Origin of the sequence: Pseudomonas sp. GL-RE-26 (genome assembly GCF_019956275.1) — a bacterium.
Classification (GTDB): Bacteria; Pseudomonadota; Gammaproteobacteria; order Pseudomonadales; family Pseudomonadaceae; genus Aquipseudomonas; species Aquipseudomonas grandcourensis.
Map to the genome: position 1 here is coordinate 1 of NZ_JAHBDI010000005.1, position 16,642 is coordinate 16,642.

15 protein-coding genes are annotated in these 16,642 nt (G+C 59.2%); 9 read left to right on the forward strand and 6 right to left on the reverse strand.

Translation table 11 applies throughout. The features are described from left to right. Window positions 1-232: 232 nt before the first annotated feature. Complete coding sequence (locus tag KGB07_RS03475; protein ID WP_046042401.1) at window positions 233-682, reverse strand: anti-virulence regulator CigR family protein; 450 nt, start codon at window positions 680-682, stop codon at window positions 233-235. Window positions 683-1,336: 654 nt separating this feature from the next. Here KGB07_RS03475 and KGB07_RS03480 point away from each other — a divergent pair. The 3 genes from KGB07_RS03480 (at window position 1,337) to KGB07_RS03490 (ending at window position 4,612) form a co-directional block, all read left to right on the forward strand. Next, window positions 1,337-1,624: a fructose-bisphosphate aldolase gene (locus KGB07_RS03480; RefSeq protein ID WP_223464680.1), complete on the forward strand. Its 288-nt coding sequence runs from the start codon at window positions 1,337-1,339 to the stop codon at window positions 1,622-1,624. A 553-nt stretch (window positions 1,625-2,177) separates the two neighbouring features. After that, window positions 2,178-3,629, forward strand: a complete 1,452-nt coding sequence (locus KGB07_RS03485; protein ID WP_223464681.1) for a DUF1254 domain-containing protein — start codon at window positions 2,178-2,180, stop codon at window positions 3,627-3,629. Window positions 3,630-3,904: 275 nt separating this feature from the next. Then, window positions 3,905-4,612: a CatB-related O-acetyltransferase gene (locus KGB07_RS03490; RefSeq protein ID WP_223464572.1), complete on the forward strand. Its 708-nt coding sequence runs from the start codon at window positions 3,905-3,907 to the stop codon at window positions 4,610-4,612. Between the two features lie 128 nt (window positions 4,613-4,740). On the opposite strand, the gene KGB07_RS03495 is transcribed toward KGB07_RS03490, so the two are convergent. The 4 genes from KGB07_RS03495 to KGB07_RS03510 form a co-directional block, all read right to left on the reverse strand. After that, window positions 4,741-5,289 (reverse strand): cupin domain-containing protein, encoded by a 549-nt coding sequence (locus KGB07_RS03495; RefSeq protein ID WP_046042404.1) that lies wholly within the window; start codon window positions 5,287-5,289, stop codon window positions 4,741-4,743. A 364-nt stretch (window positions 5,290-5,653) separates the two neighbouring features. Next, on the reverse strand, window positions 5,654-6,952 hold the full coding sequence (locus KGB07_RS03500; protein WP_046042405.1) for an NAD(P)/FAD-dependent oxidoreductase: 1,299 nt from the start codon (window positions 6,950-6,952) through the stop codon (window positions 5,654-5,656). Window positions 6,953-7,005: 53 nt separating this feature from the next. Beyond that, window positions 7,006-8,496, reverse strand: coding sequence for an aldehyde dehydrogenase (locus KGB07_RS03505; RefSeq protein WP_223464574.1), 1,491 nt, complete (start codon window positions 8,494-8,496; stop codon window positions 7,006-7,008). Window positions 8,497-8,678: 182 nt separating this feature from the next. Continuing rightward, on the reverse strand, window positions 8,679-10,055 hold the full coding sequence (locus tag KGB07_RS03510) for a glutamine synthetase family protein (protein WP_046042407.1): 1,377 nt from the start codon (window positions 10,053-10,055) through the stop codon (window positions 8,679-8,681). 281 nt (window positions 10,056-10,336) lie between these two features. On the opposite strand from KGB07_RS03510, the gene KGB07_RS03515 reads away from it, so the two are divergent. From KGB07_RS03515 to KGB07_RS03535, 5 genes are all read left to right on the forward strand, one after another. Next, complete coding sequence (locus KGB07_RS03515; protein WP_046042408.1) at window positions 10,337-11,098, forward strand: gamma-glutamyl-gamma-aminobutyrate hydrolase family protein; 762 nt, start codon at window positions 10,337-10,339, stop codon at window positions 11,096-11,098. 271 nt (window positions 11,099-11,369) lie between these two features. Further along, complete coding sequence (gene potA, locus KGB07_RS03520; protein ID WP_046042409.1) at window positions 11,370-12,512, forward strand: polyamine ABC transporter ATP-binding protein; 1,143 nt, start codon at window positions 11,370-11,372, stop codon at window positions 12,510-12,512. Beyond that, window positions 12,509-13,423 (forward strand): ABC transporter permease subunit, encoded by a 915-nt coding sequence (locus KGB07_RS03525; RefSeq protein ID WP_046042410.1) that lies wholly within the window; start codon window positions 12,509-12,511, stop codon window positions 13,421-13,423. Before potA ends, KGB07_RS03525 begins: the two co-directional genes overlap by 4 nt. Continuing rightward, complete coding sequence (locus tag KGB07_RS03530) at window positions 13,420-14,304, forward strand: ABC transporter permease subunit (protein WP_046042411.1); 885 nt, start codon at window positions 13,420-13,422, stop codon at window positions 14,302-14,304. The genes KGB07_RS03525 and KGB07_RS03530 overlap by 4 nt, the downstream gene beginning before the upstream one ends. Before the next feature lie 175 nt (window positions 14,305-14,479). Further along, window positions 14,480-15,577 carry a polyamine ABC transporter substrate-binding protein gene (locus KGB07_RS03535; RefSeq protein WP_046042412.1) on the forward strand — a complete coding sequence of 366 codons (1,098 nt, stop codon included), beginning with the start codon at window positions 14,480-14,482 and terminating at the stop codon, window positions 15,575-15,577. Between the two features lie 142 nt (window positions 15,578-15,719). Here the strand turns inward: KGB07_RS03535 and thpR are convergent, their stop codons facing one another. Continuing rightward, entirely contained in the window at window positions 15,720-16,268 is a 549-nt protein-coding gene (thpR, locus tag KGB07_RS03540; protein ID WP_223464576.1) for an RNA 2',3'-cyclic phosphodiesterase, read from the reverse strand. Between the two features lie 177 nt (window positions 16,269-16,445). Here thpR and KGB07_RS03545 point away from each other — a divergent pair, with 177 nt between their 5' ends. Beyond that, the gene (locus KGB07_RS03545; RefSeq protein WP_056727280.1) at window positions 16,446-16,640 is read left to right on the forward strand and encodes a hypothetical protein; all 195 of its coding nucleotides are present in this window, start codon (window positions 16,446-16,448) and stop codon (window positions 16,638-16,640) included. Window positions 16,641-16,642: the final 2 nt, after the last annotated feature.

The following is a 16,642-nucleotide window of genomic DNA, read 5'->3' on the forward strand; positions in this document are numbered from 1 at the left end:
CTTTCGCGTAGGCGGAACCCATGATCGACAGGCCACTAGGCAGCAAAGGGGCGGCTGCAAGCATCATGGCGCATGACATTACAGCAACGAGACTCTTGTTTTTAAAAAGCATGATTGCTTCCGTAGGAGGTTGATATCGCGTGACGTATGACGCGATATCCCTCCAACAGTTCAAGTACCACGACAGACGGCTGGAGCACCTTGAATCAGCGGGAAGACTACCTTCCACACGTCAATCAAACGCACCGTCGAGAATTTCATAGACAAGCCCGGTGGCCAGCGCAACCAGGATCAGGTCCGTGCCGACTTGCTGCCATTCGTAGCCATCATAGTGGGGCAGCCTGCCGACCAGTCGGCCATCCAGTTTTTTGGCGATGCCGGGTGGAAGCGGCTTGCCTCGGGCAAGGTTCTTTTGAATACCCGGTGGCAAGTCAGGCCCGGGGCTCCAGTAGCCGGTATTCACGCCAATGATCTCGAGCACGCTGCCCCGGTTGATGCTCGGGCCATTGCTCCAGTCCCCGCCACCGCCGGAATTCTTGTTCTTGTTGCCATGACCACCCTGGTTGCCATGGTTGGCCTTCCCGTTGCCCTGGCCGTTACCGGGATCGGCCAGCGCCGTCACCGAGCCACAGACCAGAGTCAAACAGGTAACAGCTGCAATCAATGATCGAGTCCTGAACATGATTCATTCCTTCGTGGTGGGGAATAGTCCCTGAAATTTAGACGTTATAGACGAAGTTGGTTCCATGAAGTCACCCACCGCCAAACCGTCTACGCTCATCCGATCGAAGCCTTGCCGGCGTTTGCGGATGGATGGGGCTTGTCGATTATATGCAACTCACCGCGCCTCCTCATCACACATCCCTGACATCCGAAAAACATGTAGGAATTTACCCCCCGTGGCGAGGGAGCTTGCTCCCGCTGGGCTGCGAAGCAGCCCTCATCCATTGCAACTCATTTCCTCAGACACACCGCAGTGCCCGGTTTTACGGCGGCAGAGCCGCCGAACGGGAGCAAGCTCCCTCGCCACAGGGGGCTTTTGGCGTCCTACAGGCCGGTTGCAGCCGTCGAAATGGATGCCTAATGTGCGCCGGTCGCTGACTTGAGTTGGCGGTTGGGTTTCGCAGCCCAAACAACACACACCCTTACACCGTCAAACAACAATTCTGGCAAACTTCGCCAGCATTACGTTTTATGGCGGTTGTACGTGGGAGATCTTCGGATCTGCCGGGTTTTGGGTTGTGGCTCGGTCTGCGAACCTGCGTATAACTGCCACCTAATTGTTTCGCAGCAAAAAGGTGGCGCTTCATTAATTTTTTGAGTGAACTTAAAAATGATGAACACCCCACACCGCCGCTTCACCCCAATGAAACAAATCGCCACCAGCTACCCCGTCCTCCTCATCGACAGCGACGCCCCGCTGCGCGAACTCCACAACTGCGCCGCCGAACGCCTCAACGCCGTCCTGCAATACCTCAACCTCATGGCCTGCACCAGCCTCCCCGACTACGCCGAAAACGACATCAACACCGTCACCAACATTTCGCGGATTCTGCTTCAGGATGTGCGGGATGTATTTGCCGTGATCGAGCAGCGGGGGTTTGAGGGGCCGAAGAAGCAGTGACATTTTTCAAGCACAAAAAACCCGCATTTCTGCGGATTTTCAATGACCACCGTTCAGTTGGCTACAGAAGCCATCAGCAGACTGACGCACCGGAACTGTTTTTGAATACCGTCTAAAAAATTCATCTCCTCCGCCGATGGGTAATTGCACTGACTTGACCAGTTGTTTGCATAGGACCTGACCAGCTGTTTGCATGGGACTTGACCATCACGCTGCGTGGCCATGACCGGCAGAGAACGACCCGTAGCGGTCTTTGGCGGATCTCGAGAGTTAATCTCTGACCATCCGCTTTTTGGCTGCAGATCACGATTGGCTGTTCTCGAAGCCAAATGGTCCGTAACGGCGGCGCGTAAATACTCCGGAACTGAATCTGAGCTGCTCAGCTGCGCAAGGGGATGCTGGCTTATTGTGATCTACACTCCCTGAGCGCGTGAGTAGGCGCTTCGCCACAAGAAGTATTCAAATTATTTCACCGTGGCCATGAAGGCCCACGGGCCAGCTTGCTCAAACTAACGAGGTAGAAATGAACAGGAAGTTTAACCGGGGCTGGACAATGGCTGCGGCAGTCGTCGTAGTGGGTTCAACGCTTTTCGCGGGGTGTGCGGGTAAGAACGATCCGATCACGCAGGCAGATAAGGCGGATGAGGCCAAGGGCGTGCCCGCGCCGAGTCTGGAGCAAACCAAGGCGATCGCCGAGGAAGGCTTTATCTACGGCTTGCCGCTGGTTATGAATTACGCCGTGATGAACGAATTCGCGGTGGACTCCAAGTCTAGCCAGTTCAAGGCCCCCTTCAACCAACTGCACAACGATCATCGGGTCGCGACACCGGCTGACACCGCCATCATTACACCCAACAGCGACACGCCGTACTCGATACTCTGGGCCGACCTGCGTGCAGAGCCGCTCGTGATTACCGTGCCGGCCGTCTCCAAAAAGCGCTACTACTCGGTGCAACTGATCGACGGCAACACCTACAACTACGGCTACATCGGGAGCCGGGCAACTGCCAGCGCGCCCGGGAGCTACATGATTGCAGGCCCCGACTGGAAGGGAGCGACACCTCCAGGCATCGAGAAGGTGTTCAGCTCCACGACTCCCTTCGCACTGACCCTGATCCGGACCCAGCTGTTCAATCCGGCGGACATGCCAAATGTCGAGAAGTTGCAGGCGGGCTATAAGATCCAGTCGCTGTCCGCCTTCCTCCATCAACCTGCGCCGCTCGCTGCGTCGAAGATTGATTTCGTGCCGGCCACCACGGATGGCATCAAGGCCAACTTCTTCGAGTACCTGTCGGCCGCGCTGCAGTATGTGCCAGCATCGGATGACGACAAGGAGATCCGGGCCAGGCTGGCCAGTATCGGCGTAGGTCCTGGACGGAACTTCGAATTCAAGGACCTCTCGCTCGAGCACAAGGCCGTGGTCCTGCTCGGGATGAAGGCCGGCGACGAGAAGGTCGACAAATTCCTCTCGAGCGGAATGAAGAATATCAACGGCTGGAGTGTTGGCGCGTTCTTCGGCGACCAGGCGTTCTACAAAGGCGACTGGCTGATGCGGTCTGGCGCCGCGAAGGCTGGTCTGTACGGTAATGACGCCGCCGAGGCGATGTACCCCATTACTCGTACCGATGGCAATGGCCAGACGTTGAATACCGGCAAGCACAGCTACACGCTCACCTTCCCCGCCGGCAAATTGCCGCCAGTCAATGCCTTCTGGTCAGTGACCATGTACGACGGCAAAAGCCAACTGCTGATCAAGAATCCGATCAACCGCTACCTGATCAATTCGCCGATGCTGTCGGCCATGAAAAAGAACGCGGATGGTTCACTGACGCTGTACATCCAGAAGGATTCGCCGGGCAAGACCAAGGAGTCCAATTGGTTGCCCGCGCCTGACGACACGGCCTATCTGGTGATGCGCCTCTATTGGCCGAAAGCCACGCCACCTTCGATTCTTCCCGCGGGTGAGGGCAGTTGGCAGCCACCGGCGCTGGTGGTATCGAAATAGTGCGACTCTTGCGATCTGCTGGCACTCGCCGTAGGTCGGTGTAGGCCAGTGCTACCTTTTGGCCAATAGCAGCCGATCATGAAGGGCTGCTATTGGCCGTTCTCTGCCGATCATGGTTACAAAGCGTGCTGGTCAAATCCGATGCAATCGGTGGTCAGGTCGAACGCAAGCGGGTGGTCAAGTAGAGTGCAATTTCGCAGCTGATTCATTTAGACTCGACTGTTGGCTCATGGGGCCAGGCCAAGCCCTGTAACGGATATCCAAGACAGCTTTTCATGAAAAAAATAATCAGTTATTTGCGAAATAGTTACTGGAAAAGATGGATTCGCAAACACAAATGCAAAGTGGCGGGCGGTTTATTGTCACTGCACAAAAGAACGACACTGACCATAGAAGAAGGCGTGACGCTTGGGAATGTGGTCATAGAGTCGAAAAAGCTGGAAATCGGTGCCCATACCTATATCCGCAGTGACTGCTTCCTTTCGGCGGTCTCCTCCATTGGCAGGTTTTGTTCCATCAGTAGCAGCTGTTTTATCGGCCAGCAAAAGAGCTCGCATCCGTTGGACTGGCTCAGTTCACATCCCTTCCAATATACCGACACGGCGCTGGTTTACGACCCGGAGGTTGTGGACATCACGATTGGGCATGACGTCTGGATCGGCCATAGCGCGATGATCCTGGAAGGCGTGACCATAGGCACTGGCGCTGTCATTGCAACTCGCGCCCTGGTTGCCCATGACGTGCCACCGTACGCCATTGTTGCCGGCACCCCGGCAAAAGTCGTCAAGTATCGGCACACACCCGAGTTGATTGAGGCGCTGATCGACAGCAAGTGGTGGGATGTTGATGTCGAGGTGCTCAAGACATTACCGCTCAATGATCCGCAAGCCACTTTGGCTCTGTTGGCCACCCTGCAGAAAGAAAACCGCGCCGACTACCAACAGATCGAAATAACCCGCAAAGGGTGCAGTGTTTCGTCATGAGTTGCGGGAATGGCCAGCGCTGCACTTTCAGTTGCCTGGCAGTCACCAGATTCGAATGATAAAAAAACCCGCATCAAATGCGGGTTTTAAAGGCTGGTTCCTGATGAACCCTGCCCGAAAAGCGCTTATCAGAAGTTCGCCGGTGTGTTGGCGCTGATGATTTCCGCTTCATCGGCCCCGATATTGCGAAACCGGTGCGGCAAGGTCGTCGGGAAGTAATAGCCATCCCCGGCGTTGAGCACGCTCACCTGGCCATCCACGGTCAATTCCACGGTACCCCGGGTCACCAGCCCACACTCCTCGCCTTCGGAATGCACGATCGGCTCTTCACCGGAGCTGGCGCCCGGTGCGTATTGCTCGCGCAGCAAACGCATCTGCCGGCTTGGCACGGACGCGCCGATCAGCAGCAGGCGCAGGCCATGGCGGCCGAGGTCGGGCTGTTCGTTGGCGCGAAAGACGTACTGGTGCTCGCGGGGTGGCTGATCAAAGGTGAAGAAGTCGGCCAGGGACATGGGGATGCCCTCCAGCAACTTCTTCAGGGAGCTGACGGAAGGACTGACCCGATTCTGTTCGATCAGGGAGATGGTTGCATTGGTGACGCCGCTACGCCGGGCCAGCTCGCGCTGGGACATTTTGTAGCTTTCGCGTACTAATTTGAGTCGTGAGCCCGTGTCCATGACAGCCTTATGTGCGTGCTACTTAAGGGTAATGGGGGTGGAGTGCAGGCGCGGATCACGCCGTTTTCCGGTCCCGGAAACGTGAAAGGCGGCTATTAAATCACGTTTGTTCGTAATGCTCAGCAGGTTCGATAAACGGCAGAAGAAAAGAACCGGTTGATGAAAATTCTCAGCCAAGACACAAGACCTGTGGGAGCGAGCTTGCTCCGGGCGGCGCTCCGACGATGGCGGCGGGTCAGTCAACATCAATGTCGAATGTCAGACCGCTATCGCGAGCAAGCTCGCTCCCACAAAGGGCGGCGGTGTTTCAGGGATTAAAAAGCCGGCAGCACCCTTTGGGGAGATGCCGCCGGCGAGGTAAAGCTTAGATGCCGAAACGGTCACGCAGCGAGTAGTACACGGCGCCGAGGGCGGTCAACGGGGCCGAGAAGGTACGCCCGCCGATCATCGGCATGTGCGGTAGCGAGGCAAACGCGTCGAAGCGCTCGGCGTCGCCACGGATCATTTCCGAAATCAGTTTGCCGGCCAGGTGCGAACAGGTGACGCCGTGGCCGCTGTAGCCCTGCATGTAGTAGGCGTTTTTCTCGATACGGCCGAATTGCGGCATGCGTGACATGGTCAGCAGGAAGTTGCCGGTCCAGCGGTAGTCGATCTTCACGTCCTTCAATTGCGGGAAGGTCTTGAGGATTTTCGGGCGGATCAGTTGTTCGATGTCGTCCGGCTCGCGTGCGCCGTAGACCACGCCACCGCCGTACAGCAGGCGGTTGTCGGCGGTCAGGCGGTAGTAGTCGAGCAGGTAGTTGCAGTCTTCGACGCAGTAGTTGTTCTTGATCAGGCTACGCGCTTGCTGCTCCGACAACGGCTCGGTGACGACGATCTGCGAACCGCACGGCATGCTCTTGCTGGTCACGCGGTTGTCCAGGCCCTGCGGCAGGTAGGCGTTACCGGCGATCAGCAGGTACTTGGCCTTGACCACGCCTTTGGCGGTGCGCACGGTGATGGGCTCGCCGTAGGTGATTTCCACCGCCGCCGATTGCTCGTAGATCTTGCCGCCCAGGCCGATGATGGCCGAAGCTTCACCGAGTGCCAGGTTCAGCGGGTGAATGTGGCCGCCCTGCATGTCCAGCAGGCCGCCGACGTAGGCATCGGAACCCACTTCGCGCTTGATGTCGGCCGCGTCGAGCATTTTCAGGTTCTTGTTGCCGTAGCGTTCCCAGCTCTTCTTCTGCTCGGCCAGGCCGTTGAGTTGCTTCTTGTTCATCGCCGCGAAGATACCGCCGGGACGGTAGTCGCACTGGATGTCGTAGTGCTGTATGCGCTGACGGATGATGTCGGCGCCTTCAAAAATCATGCTGCCGAGGATTTCGGCAGTCTTGTCGCCGTAGCGCTCTTCAATGACATCGACGTCGCGGCTATAGGAGTTGACCAGTTGGCCGCCGTTGCGACCGCTGGCGCCGAAGCCGACCTTGGCTGCTTCGAGCACAGTCACGCTGTAGCCCGCTTCGGCGAGGAACAGGGCCGAGGACAGGCCGGTGTAGCCGGCGCCGATCACGCAGACGTCGCAGTCCACCGCCCCTTCCAGCACCGGAAAATCGCCGGTGAAGTTGCGGGTGGCGGCGTAGTAGCTGTTTACATGCTGTTGGTTAAAAGAGTCTTGTTTCATACGTTTCTCCGAGGGTCGCCGACAGCGTGTCGGCGGCCGCCGTTTAAAAGGTGTTAGAGCTTGATCCAGGTCGCCTTGAGTTCGGTGTACTTGTCGAACGCGTGCAGCGATTTGTCCCGACCGTTACCCGACTGCTTGAACCCGCCGAACGGCGCGGTCATGTCGCCGCCGTCGTACTGGTTGACCCAGACGCTGCCGGCACGCAGGCCACGGGCGAAGGTGTGGGCCTTGCTCAGGTTACTGGTCCACACGCCGGCGGCCAGGCCGAAGATGCTGTCGTTGGCAATCGCCAGGGCTTCATCGAAGGTCTCGAAGGTGATGACCGACAGCACCGGGCCGAAGATTTCTTCCTGGGCGATGGTCATCGCGTTGGTCACGCCGTCGAAAATCGTCGGTTCCACGTACTGGCCACCGGTGTCTTCGAGGGTGCGGCTACCGCCTGCGATCAGTTGGGCGCCCTGCTCTTTGCCGATGCCGATGTAGCGCAGTACGTTGTCCAGTTGACGCTGGTCGACGACCGCACCGACGGTGGTTGCAGGATCCAGCGCATGACCTGGTTTCCAGGCTTGCAGGGCTTCCACCAGCAATGGAATGAACTGCTCGCGAATCGAACGCTCCACCAACAGGCGCGAGCCGGCGGTGCAGACTTCGCCCTGGTTGAAGGCGATGCCGCTGGCCGCAGCCTGTGCTGCCGCGCGCAGATCCGGCGCGTCGGCAAACACCACGTTCGGGCTCTTGCCCCCGGCTTCGGCCCAGACGCGTTTCATGTTGCTCTGCCCGGCGTAGATCATCAGCTGCTTGGCAATCGCCGTGGAGCCGGTGAAGGCCAGCACGTCGACGTCCATGTGCAACGCCAACGCCTTGCCAACGGTGTGGCCGTAACCCGGCAGGACGTTGAACACGCCTTTCGGGATGCCGGCATCCAGCGCCAGCTGCGCGATGCGGATCGCGGTCAGCGGCGACTTTTCCGAAGGCTTGAGGATGAACGAGTTGCCCATCGCCAGGGCCGGGGCGAATTTCCAGCTGGCCATGATCAGCGGGAAGTTCCACGGCACGATGGCCGCGACCACGCCGACCGCTTCGCGAGTCACCAGGCCCAGTTGATCCTGGGGCGTGGCGGCGACTTCGTCGTAGATCTTGTCGATGGCTTCGGCGGTCCAGCGGATCGCGTTGGCGGTCGCTGGAATGTCGATGCTCATGGAGTCGCTGATCGGCTTGCCCATGTCGAGGGTTTCGAGCAGGGCCAGTTCTTCCTGGTTCGCCAGGATCAGATCGGCGAAACGGATCAGGATGCGCTTGCGCTCGGCCGGGGCCAGGTTGGCCCATACGCCGGATTCGAAGGTACGGCGCGCCACGGCGACCGCCGCATTGGCGTCGGCTTCGTCGGTGCTGGCGACGTTCGCCAGGAAACGACCGTCCACGGGGCTGATGCATTCGAACGTCGCGCCGCTGGCGGCTGCGCAGTACTGGCCGTCAATGAATGCGCGACCTTCGATGGTTAGGGACTGGAAGCGCTGCTCCCAATCGCTGCGAGTGTTTGTCATGGTTGTGACTCGACGCAGGGGAATAGATGAAGGACGAGCGAACGCCCATCCATCAAAACTTGGTAATCCGACCCCTGTAGGAGTGAGCCTGCTCGCGATAGCGGTGGATCAATCAGCATCACTATTGAATGTGATGACGCTATCGCGAGCAGGCTCACTCCTACAGGGATTTGAGTGGTTCTTTAGACCGTGTGCAAGTACCAGTTGTACTCAAGGTCCGAGATGGAGTTCTCGAACTCGGCCAGCTCGCTTTCCTTGCACGCCACAAACACGTCGATGTACAGCGGGTCGATGTACTTGGCCATGACTTCGCTGTCGTCCAGCTCGCGCAGTGCGTCGCGCAGGTTGTTCGGCAAGCTCTGCTCGTTCTGCTCGTAGCTGTTGCCTTCCACCGGGGCGCCCGGTTCGATCTGATTGGTCAGGCCGTGGTGCACGCCGGCCAACACCGAAGCCATCAACAGGTACGGGTTGGCGTCGGCACCGGCCACGCGGTGTTCGATGCGCACGGAGTCCGGCGAACCGGTCGGCACACGTACCGCTACGGTACGGTTGTCGATGCCCCAGCTCGGCGAGTTCGGCACGTAGAACTGCGCGCCGAAACGACGGTACGAGTTGACGTTCGGGCAAAGGAACGCCATCTGCGCCGGCAGGGTCTCGAGCACACCGCCGATCGCGTGTCGCAGCGCGGCGTTCTGCTCGGGATCCTCGCTGGCAAAGATGTTGTTGCCTTCTTTGTCGAGAATCGAGATGTGCACGTGCAGACCGTTGCCCGCCTGGCCCGGATACGGCTTGGCCATGAAGGTGGTGTCCATCTCGTGGTCGTAGGCGATGTTCTTCACCAGACGCTTGAGCAGGACCGCGTAGTCGCACGCCTTGATCGGGTCAGCCACGTGATGCAGGTTGACTTCGAATTGCGCCGGGGCGCTTTCCTTGACGATAGCGTCAGCCGGGATGCCCTGCTCTTTCGCGCCTTCGAGGATGTCCTGCAGGCAATCGACGTATTCGTCGAGGTCGTCGATCAGGTACACCTGGGTCGACATCGGACGCTTGCCGGATACCGGCGAACGTGGCGATTGCGGACGACCGTTCACGTTGTCCTGGTCGATCAGGTAGAACTCCAGCTCGAACGCCGCGCAGATGGTCAGGCCCATGTCGTCGAACTTGCGCACGACATTGGCCAGCACTTCACGCGGGTCGGCGAAGAATGGCTGGCCTTCGAGTTCGTGCATGGTCATCAACAGTTGCGCGGTTGGGCGCTTCTGCCAGGGTTCGATGCTCAGGGTGCCGGGGATCGGGTAGCAGATCCGGTCGGAGTCGCCGATGTCCAGACCCAGGCCGGTGCTTTCCACCGTGGAACCATTGATGTCCAGAGCAAACAGGGACGCCGGCAGGTTAATGCCTTTCTCGTAAACCTTATGAAGACTGGTGCGCTCGATGCGCTTGCCGCGCACCACACCGTTCATATCCGCAATCAGAAGGTCGACGTACAAAACCTCAGGATATTTCTTAAGGAATGCGTTTGCTTCGTTGAGTTGAACGGTACGCAGAGGGACCGACATGTTGCACCTATTTAGCTGTTAATTATTATGTTCACTGCCCTTTCACGAGCCCAGTCAATCCGAAAGGCAAAGTGAAGTCAATAGCGAACACCTGGCCGTTCAGCGTTTATTTTCGGGCCTTTCAGAAGGACGGGAGTGCCAGATACGCCCTCAAACACGCGTAAACCCTGAAGATCGGACGTTCGGCGTTTAGAATTTTTTACATGAGAGTTGTTAATTAAAATCAACAAGGCTAAGCTCCAGAAAAGCTCGTTCAAGTGTGAAACTTCGAGGTGATAAAAATGGCATTCAAGCCATTGATCGGCGTTACTGCATGCGTCAAACAGATTGGCCTGCACCCCTACCACATCAGCGGTGACAAGTACTTGCGTGCTGTCAGCGTTGCCGCGCTAGGGCTGCCTGTCGTTATTCCTTCCTTAGGCGACCTGACCGAAATCGATGACCTGCTGCCGCAGCTCGACGGTCTGTTGCTGACCGGCTCGCCGTCGAACGTGGAACCCTTCCACTATCAAGGCCCCGACAGCGCCCCCGGCACGGATCATGATCCGGCACGGGATGCCACCACCCTTCCCCTGATCCGCGCCGCTATTGCAGCGGGCGTTCCAGTGCTCGGCATCTGCCGTGGCTTCCAGGAAATGAACGTGGCGTTCGGTGGCAGCCTGCATCAGAAGGTCCATGAACTGCCGGGCTTCCTCGACCATCGCGAGGCCGACCATCCGGACCTGGCCGTGCAATACGCTCCCGCCCACGGGGTGAACGTGCAGCCTGGTGGTGTGTTCGAAGCGCTGGACCTGCCTGCGGTGTTCCAGGTGAACTCGATTCACAGCCAGGGCATCGAGCGCCTCGCGCCCGGTCTGCGCGCCGAAGCCGTCGCGCCCGATGGCTTGATCGAGGCGATCTCGGTCGAGCACAGCAAGGCCTTCGCCCTCGGCGTGCAATGGCACCCGGAATGGCAAGTGCTGAACAACCCTCCTTATCTGAGTATTTTCCAGGCGTTCGGCGAAGCCTGCCGGCAACGGGCGGCACTGCGTCACTCGAGCTGACGAACTGATACCCACATTCAACGATTAACTGCCCAACGCGAGCGGGCAGGCGCTTTTGCGTGCCCCGCTCGCGAAAACAACACACTGCAATAACAACAAGTACGACCAGGCAGCCAGGATGGCGGCGCCGAATAAACCCGAGCGGTATGGGTGAGTTCGATCAGCAAACGCAAATCCCTGTGTTCTGACCGAAGTCCCCGATACGGGTTTGCAATCCACTATTAAGCCGGGCCGTGTTGGCCGGGCGACTGAAACCTGTTGGGAGTTTCACATGGCAAACGCCTCCAGCATCTACAGGAAGGCTCTTGAGGGTCACCAGGCACCGAAAAAGGTGTTGGTGAAAATCGATCGCGTCACCAAGAAATTCGACGAAACCACCGCTGTGGACGATGTATCCCTGGAAATCCACCAGGGTGAAATCTTCGCCCTGCTCGGTGGTTCCGGTTCCGGCAAATCGACCCTGCTGCGCATGCTCGCCGGTTTCGAGCGCCCGACCGAAGGCCGGATTCTGCTCGACGGCGTCGACATCACCGACATGCCGCCGTACGAACGACCGATCAACATGATGTTCCAGTCTTACGCGCTGTTCCCGCACATGACGGTGGCGCAGAACATCGCCTTCGGCCTCAAGCAGGACCGTTTGCCAGCGGCCGAAATCGACGCCCGGGTGCAGGAGATGCTGCGTCTGGTGCACATGACCCAGTACGCCAAGCGCAAGCCGCACCAACTGTCCGGTGGCCAGCGTCAGCGCGTGGCCCTGGCTCGCTCCCTGGCCAAGCGTCCGAAGCTGCTGTTGCTCGACGAACCGATGGGCGCACTGGATAAAAAGCTGCGCTCGCAGATGCAACTGGAGCTGGTGGAGATCATCGAGCGCGTCGGCGTGACCTGCGTGATGGTGACCCACGACCAGGAAGAGGCCATGACCATGGCCCAGCGCATCGCGATCATGCACCTGGGCTGGATCGCCCAGATCGGCAGCCCGGTGGACATTTATGAAGCACCGGTCAGCCGCATGGTCTGCGAATTCATCGGCAACGTGAACGCCTTCGACGGCACCGTGGTCGAGGACCTGGAAGGTCACGCGATCATCCACAGCCCGGACCTGGAGCAGAAGATCTACGTCGGTCACGGCGTCAGCACGTCGGTGCAGGACAAGTCGATCACCTACGCGATCCGCCCGGAAAAACTGCTGGTCAGCACCGTCAAGCCGGAGAACCGCTACAACTGGTCCGCCGGCAAGGTGCATGACATTGCCTACCTGGGTGGCCACTCGGTGTTCTACGTCGAGCTGCCTGGGGGCAAGATCGTCCAGTCGTTCATGGCCAACGCCGAACGCCGTGGTGCGCGTCCGACCTGGGACGATCAGGTCTACGTGTGGTGGGAAGACGACAGCGGCGTGGTACTGCGCGCATGAAAACCTTCAATCAGCAATTCCTGAGGTGGGTCCCCAGCGGGCGCAAGTTCGTCATCGGGATTCCGTTCATCTGGCTGTTCCTGTTCTTCATGCTGCCGTTCTTTTTGGTGATGAAGATCAGCTTCTCGGAAGCGGCCCTGGCCATTCCGCCCTACTCGGAGATCTACACCTTCGCCGAGCAGAAATTCCAGCTGATGCTCAACATCGGCAACTACTCCCTGTTGGGCCAGGATGAGCTGTACCTGTCCGCCTACCTGGGTTCGTTGAAGGTGGCGTTTTTCAGCACTGTGATGTGCCTGGTGATCGGTTTCCCGATGGCCTACGCCATCACCAAGGCCAGCAAGGAAGCGCAGAACGTCCTGATGCTGCTGATCATGATGCCGACCTGGACCGCGATCCTGATCCGCGTTTATGCGTGGATGGGCATCCTCAGCAACAACGGCCTGCTCAATGCGTTCCTGATGTGGACCGGGCTGACGTCGCAGCCGATCGAGATCCTCAACACCAACATCGCCGTCTACATCGGCGTGGTGTATGCGTATCTGCCGTTCATGGTGCTGCCGCTGTACGCCAACCTGGTCAAGCACGACCAGAGCCTGCTGGAGGCCGCATCGGACCTGGGTTCGAGCACCTTCAACAGCTTCTGGAAAATCACCGTGCCTTTGGCCAAGAACGGCATCATCGCCGGTTGCATGCTGGTGTTCATTCCGGTGGTCGGTGAGTTCGTGATTCCGGAACTGCTGGGCGGCCCGGAAACTCTGATGATCGGCCGTGTGTTGTGGCAAGAGTTCTTCAACAACCGCGACTGGCCGGTGGCGTCTGCCCTGGCGGTGGTGATGCTGTTGATCCTGATTGTGCCGATTCTGCTGTTCAACCGCAGCCAGGCCAAAGAGATGGAGGCACGGGGATGAAACGCTTCGAATTTTCAAAGTTCATGCTGATTTTCGGCCTGTCGTTTATCTACCTGCCGATGCTGATCCTGGTGATCTACTCGTTCAACGCCTCCAAGTTGGTGACGGTGTGGGGTGGCTGGTCGATCAAGTGGTACGCCGGTTTGCTCGACAACAGTCAGTTGATGGGTTCGGTTCTGCGCTCGCTGGAAATCGCCTGCTACACCGCCATCGCGGCAGTGGCACTGGGTACCCTGGCGGCGTTCGTGCTGACTCGCGTTACGCGCTTCAAGGGCCGCACGCTGTTCGGTGGCCTGGTCACCGCGCCGCTGGTGATGCCTGAAGTGATCACCGGCCTGTCGCTGTTGCTGCTGTTCGTGGCCATGGCGCAGTTGATCGGCTGGCCGGTGGAGCGTGGCATCGTCACCATCTGGATCGCCCACACCACGTTTTGTGCCGCTTATGTTGCGGTGGTAGTGTCCGCCCGCCTTCGCGAACTGGACCTGTCCATCGAAGAAGCGGCCATGGACCTGGGTGCGAAGCCGTTCAAGGTGTTTTTCCTGATCACCATCCCGATGATCGCGCCGTCACTGGCGGCCGGCGGCATGATGTCGTTCGCCCTGTCGCTCGATGACCTGGTGCTGGCGAGCTTCGTGTCCGGCCCGGGTTCCACGACCCTGCCGATGGAAGTGTTCTCGGCGGTACGCCTGGGCGTGAAGCCCGAGATCAACGCCGTGGCCAGCCTGATCCTGTTGGCAGTGTCGATCGTGACCTTCATGGTCTGGTACTTCAGCCGCCGTGCCGAAGCCACCCGCAAGCGCGCGATCCAGGAAGCCATGGACCAGACCGCCAGCGAATCCTGGCAGCAGCCTGAAAAGAAAATGCTGGAAGCCACCGCCTAAGGCCACTGCTGAATTAACCGTGGCGAGCGAGCTTGCTCGCGCTGGGCTGCGAAGCGGCCCCAACATTTTTGTGAGTGCTGCGCACTCAAGCGGGAGCAAGCTCCCTCGCCACAGGTTCTGTGTTCACTGATTTTTGTTTTGTGTTTTTGAATAAAAAAGAAATGGAGTTGTACCGATGAAAATGTTTGGCAGGACTCTGCTGACACTGTCCTTATTGGGCGCAATCGCCACTGGCGCCCAGGCCAATGACAAGGTTCTGCGCGTCTACAACTGGTCGGATTACATTGGCCCGGATACCGTCAAGAAGTTCGAGGACGAGACTGGCATCCAGGTGACCTACGATGTCTTCGACAGCAACGAAACCCTTGAGGCACGCCTGCTGGCAGGCAAATCCGGCTACGACATCGTCGTGCCGTCCAACAGCTTCCTGGCCAAGCAGATCAAGGCCGGCGTCTATCAGGAACTGGACAAGTCGAAGCTGTCGAACTGGAAAAACCTCAACCCGGTGCTGCTGAAAAACGCCTCCGCGAGCGATCCCGATAACGCCCACGCCATCCCGTACATGTGGGGCTCGATCGGCATCGGCTTCAACCCGCAAAAGGTCAAGGAAGTGCTCGGCGCCAACGCCCCGACCAACTCCTGGGACCTGCTGTTCAAACCGGAAAACGCCGAGAAGCTCAAAGCCTGCGGCATCAGTTTCCTCGACTCGCCGACTGAAATGATCCCGACCGCCCTGCACTACCTGGGCTACCCGGTGAACGATCAGAACAAACAGCACATCGCCGAAGCCGAGGCGCTGTTCATGAAGATTCGCCCGAACGTGGCGTACTTCCATTCGTCGAAATACATCTCGGACCTGGCCAACGGCAACATCTGCGTGGCCGTCGGTTACTCCGGCGACGTGCTGCAGGCCAAGGCCCGCGCCCAGGAAGCCGGGGACAAGGTGAAGATCGACTACAGCATCCCGAAAGAAGGCGCCGCCAGTTTCTACGACATGCTCGCCATCCCCCGCGATGCCGCCAACGTCGAGAACGCGTACCTGTTCATGAACTTCCTGATGCGCCCCGATGTGATTGCCGACATCACCAACAGCATCGGCTACAGCAACGCCAACGCTGCGGCCACGCCACTGGTCGATGAAGCGATCCGCAACGATCCGGGCTCCTACCCGCCGGAAGCGGTGATGGCCACGCTCTATGCCGTGCCGGACCAGCCGATCGCCGTCCAGCGGGTCATGACCCGTGGTTGGACCAAGGTGAAGTTGGGCCAATAATCCAGAACCCCACACTTAATCGGTGGGGGTTCAACACTTTCCGTTCACGCAGCGCCTTACCACCGCTGCCTCTCCTGCAAGTAGAACGGTCTCACCTGGCTCCCTCGGTTCAGGTGAATTTTGGCGCCCTCGGGCGCTTTTTTTATGGGCGGTCAGAATCAAGCAGCGGCCATTCCGCCAGCGCCCGATAACGTCCCTTGTGGGATTCGAACAAGGTGAACCGGTCGGCACGCAGGGAGAATTCCGGCGCCGTTGCGGACTCCGGCACCGGCGCCCGATAGTCCCGCGCCAGGGTCAGGTGCGGACGGTATTCCCTTGGGGCTTGCTCCAGGCCGAACGGCAACATCGCCTGTTCCAGGGCATACACCAGGCGCAGCAATGCCGGGGGCGCCTGCTTCGGCGCGAGTACCAGCGCCCCTGCCCTGCGCCACACGTCCAGCCGGTCCAGCACCACCGTCAAGCGCTCGCCCGGTGTGCGGATCGACGCCGCAGCGGTGCAGATCTCGGCAATCTGCGCCACGCCCACCGCCCCCAAAAACTTCAGCGTCAGGTGAAAATTTTCCGCCGGCACCGGCCGTCCATTACGCAGTTGCAGCGCACTGCGCCACTGCGCTATCTCCCGACGCTGGGCCGGGGAGCAGTTCAGCGCAAAGAACAGCCGCTTGAACGGCTCGCGGGATTCGTCGTTCATGCCGGGCACCTCCTGGGAAGACTGCCTGAGTGTACTCAACACCTGCGTACCGGCCAGCGCATTTGTGGCGCCGTGGGACATGCGCGTTATAGTTCCAGGGGGTGTTCTCAATTAGTTTTCCCGTCGTGAAAACTAATTGAGAACGCCCCCTAGCATCCCGAAAAACCGGAGGGGGCCATGCGACAGATCATCAGCAAGGAACCATGGTGGGCCAGACCGCCCGAGCCCGGCCAGGATGAACTCAAGCTGGAATGGGGCTGGCTGGTGCATTACAGCGAAGGTGAGCCGCGCTTCGAGTTCATCCGCGAGCGGCCGACGGACGACGAGATCCGCCAGCGCAAGAGTTGCAGGATCACCCCGACGCCGGAGTGACC

What these genes read in the sequence shown, in the direction of transcription:
- KGB07_RS03480 (WP_223464680.1), top strand. Translation starts at nt 1,337, where the DNA reads ATGAACACCCCACACCGCCGCTTCACCCCAATGAAACAAATCGCCACC.
- KGB07_RS03525 (WP_046042410.1), top strand. Translation starts at nt 12,509, where the DNA reads ATGAAAACCTTCAATCAGCAATTCCTGAGGTGGGTCCCCAGCGGGCGC.
- potA (WP_046042409.1), top strand. Translation starts at nt 11,370, where the DNA reads ATGGCAAACGCCTCCAGCATCTACAGGAAGGCTCTTGAGGGTCACCAG.
- KGB07_RS03535 (WP_046042412.1), top strand. Translation starts at nt 14,480, where the DNA reads ATGAAAATGTTTGGCAGGACTCTGCTGACACTGTCCTTATTGGGCGCA.
- KGB07_RS03495 (WP_046042404.1), bottom strand. Translation starts at nt 5,289, where the DNA reads ATGGACACGGGCTCACGACTCAAATTAGTACGCGAAAGCTACAAAATG.
- KGB07_RS03500 (WP_046042405.1), bottom strand. Translation starts at nt 6,952, where the DNA reads ATGAAACAAGACTCTTTTAACCAACAGCATGTAAACAGCTACTACGCC.
- KGB07_RS03545 (WP_056727280.1), top strand. Translation starts at nt 16,446, where the DNA reads ATGCGACAGATCATCAGCAAGGAACCATGGTGGGCCAGACCGCCCGAG.
- KGB07_RS03530 (WP_046042411.1), top strand. Translation starts at nt 13,420, where the DNA reads ATGAAACGCTTCGAATTTTCAAAGTTCATGCTGATTTTCGGCCTGTCG.
- KGB07_RS03490 (WP_223464572.1), top strand. Translation starts at nt 3,905, where the DNA reads ATGAAAAAAATAATCAGTTATTTGCGAAATAGTTACTGGAAAAGATGG.
- KGB07_RS03505 (WP_223464574.1), bottom strand. Translation starts at nt 8,496, where the DNA reads ATGACAAACACTCGCAGCGATTGGGAGCAGCGCTTCCAGTCCCTAACC.
- KGB07_RS03475 (WP_046042401.1), bottom strand. Translation starts at nt 682, where the DNA reads ATGTTCAGGACTCGATCATTGATTGCAGCTGTTACCTGTTTGACTCTG.
- KGB07_RS03515 (WP_046042408.1), top strand. Translation starts at nt 10,337, where the DNA reads ATGGCATTCAAGCCATTGATCGGCGTTACTGCATGCGTCAAACAGATT.
- KGB07_RS03485 (WP_223464681.1), top strand. Translation starts at nt 2,178, where the DNA reads ATGGCTGCGGCAGTCGTCGTAGTGGGTTCAACGCTTTTCGCGGGGTGT.
- thpR (WP_223464576.1), bottom strand. Translation starts at nt 16,268, where the DNA reads ATGAACGACGAATCCCGCGAGCCGTTCAAGCGGCTGTTCTTTGCGCTG.
- KGB07_RS03510 (WP_046042407.1), bottom strand. Translation starts at nt 10,055, where the DNA reads ATGTCGGTCCCTCTGCGTACCGTTCAACTCAACGAAGCAAACGCATTC.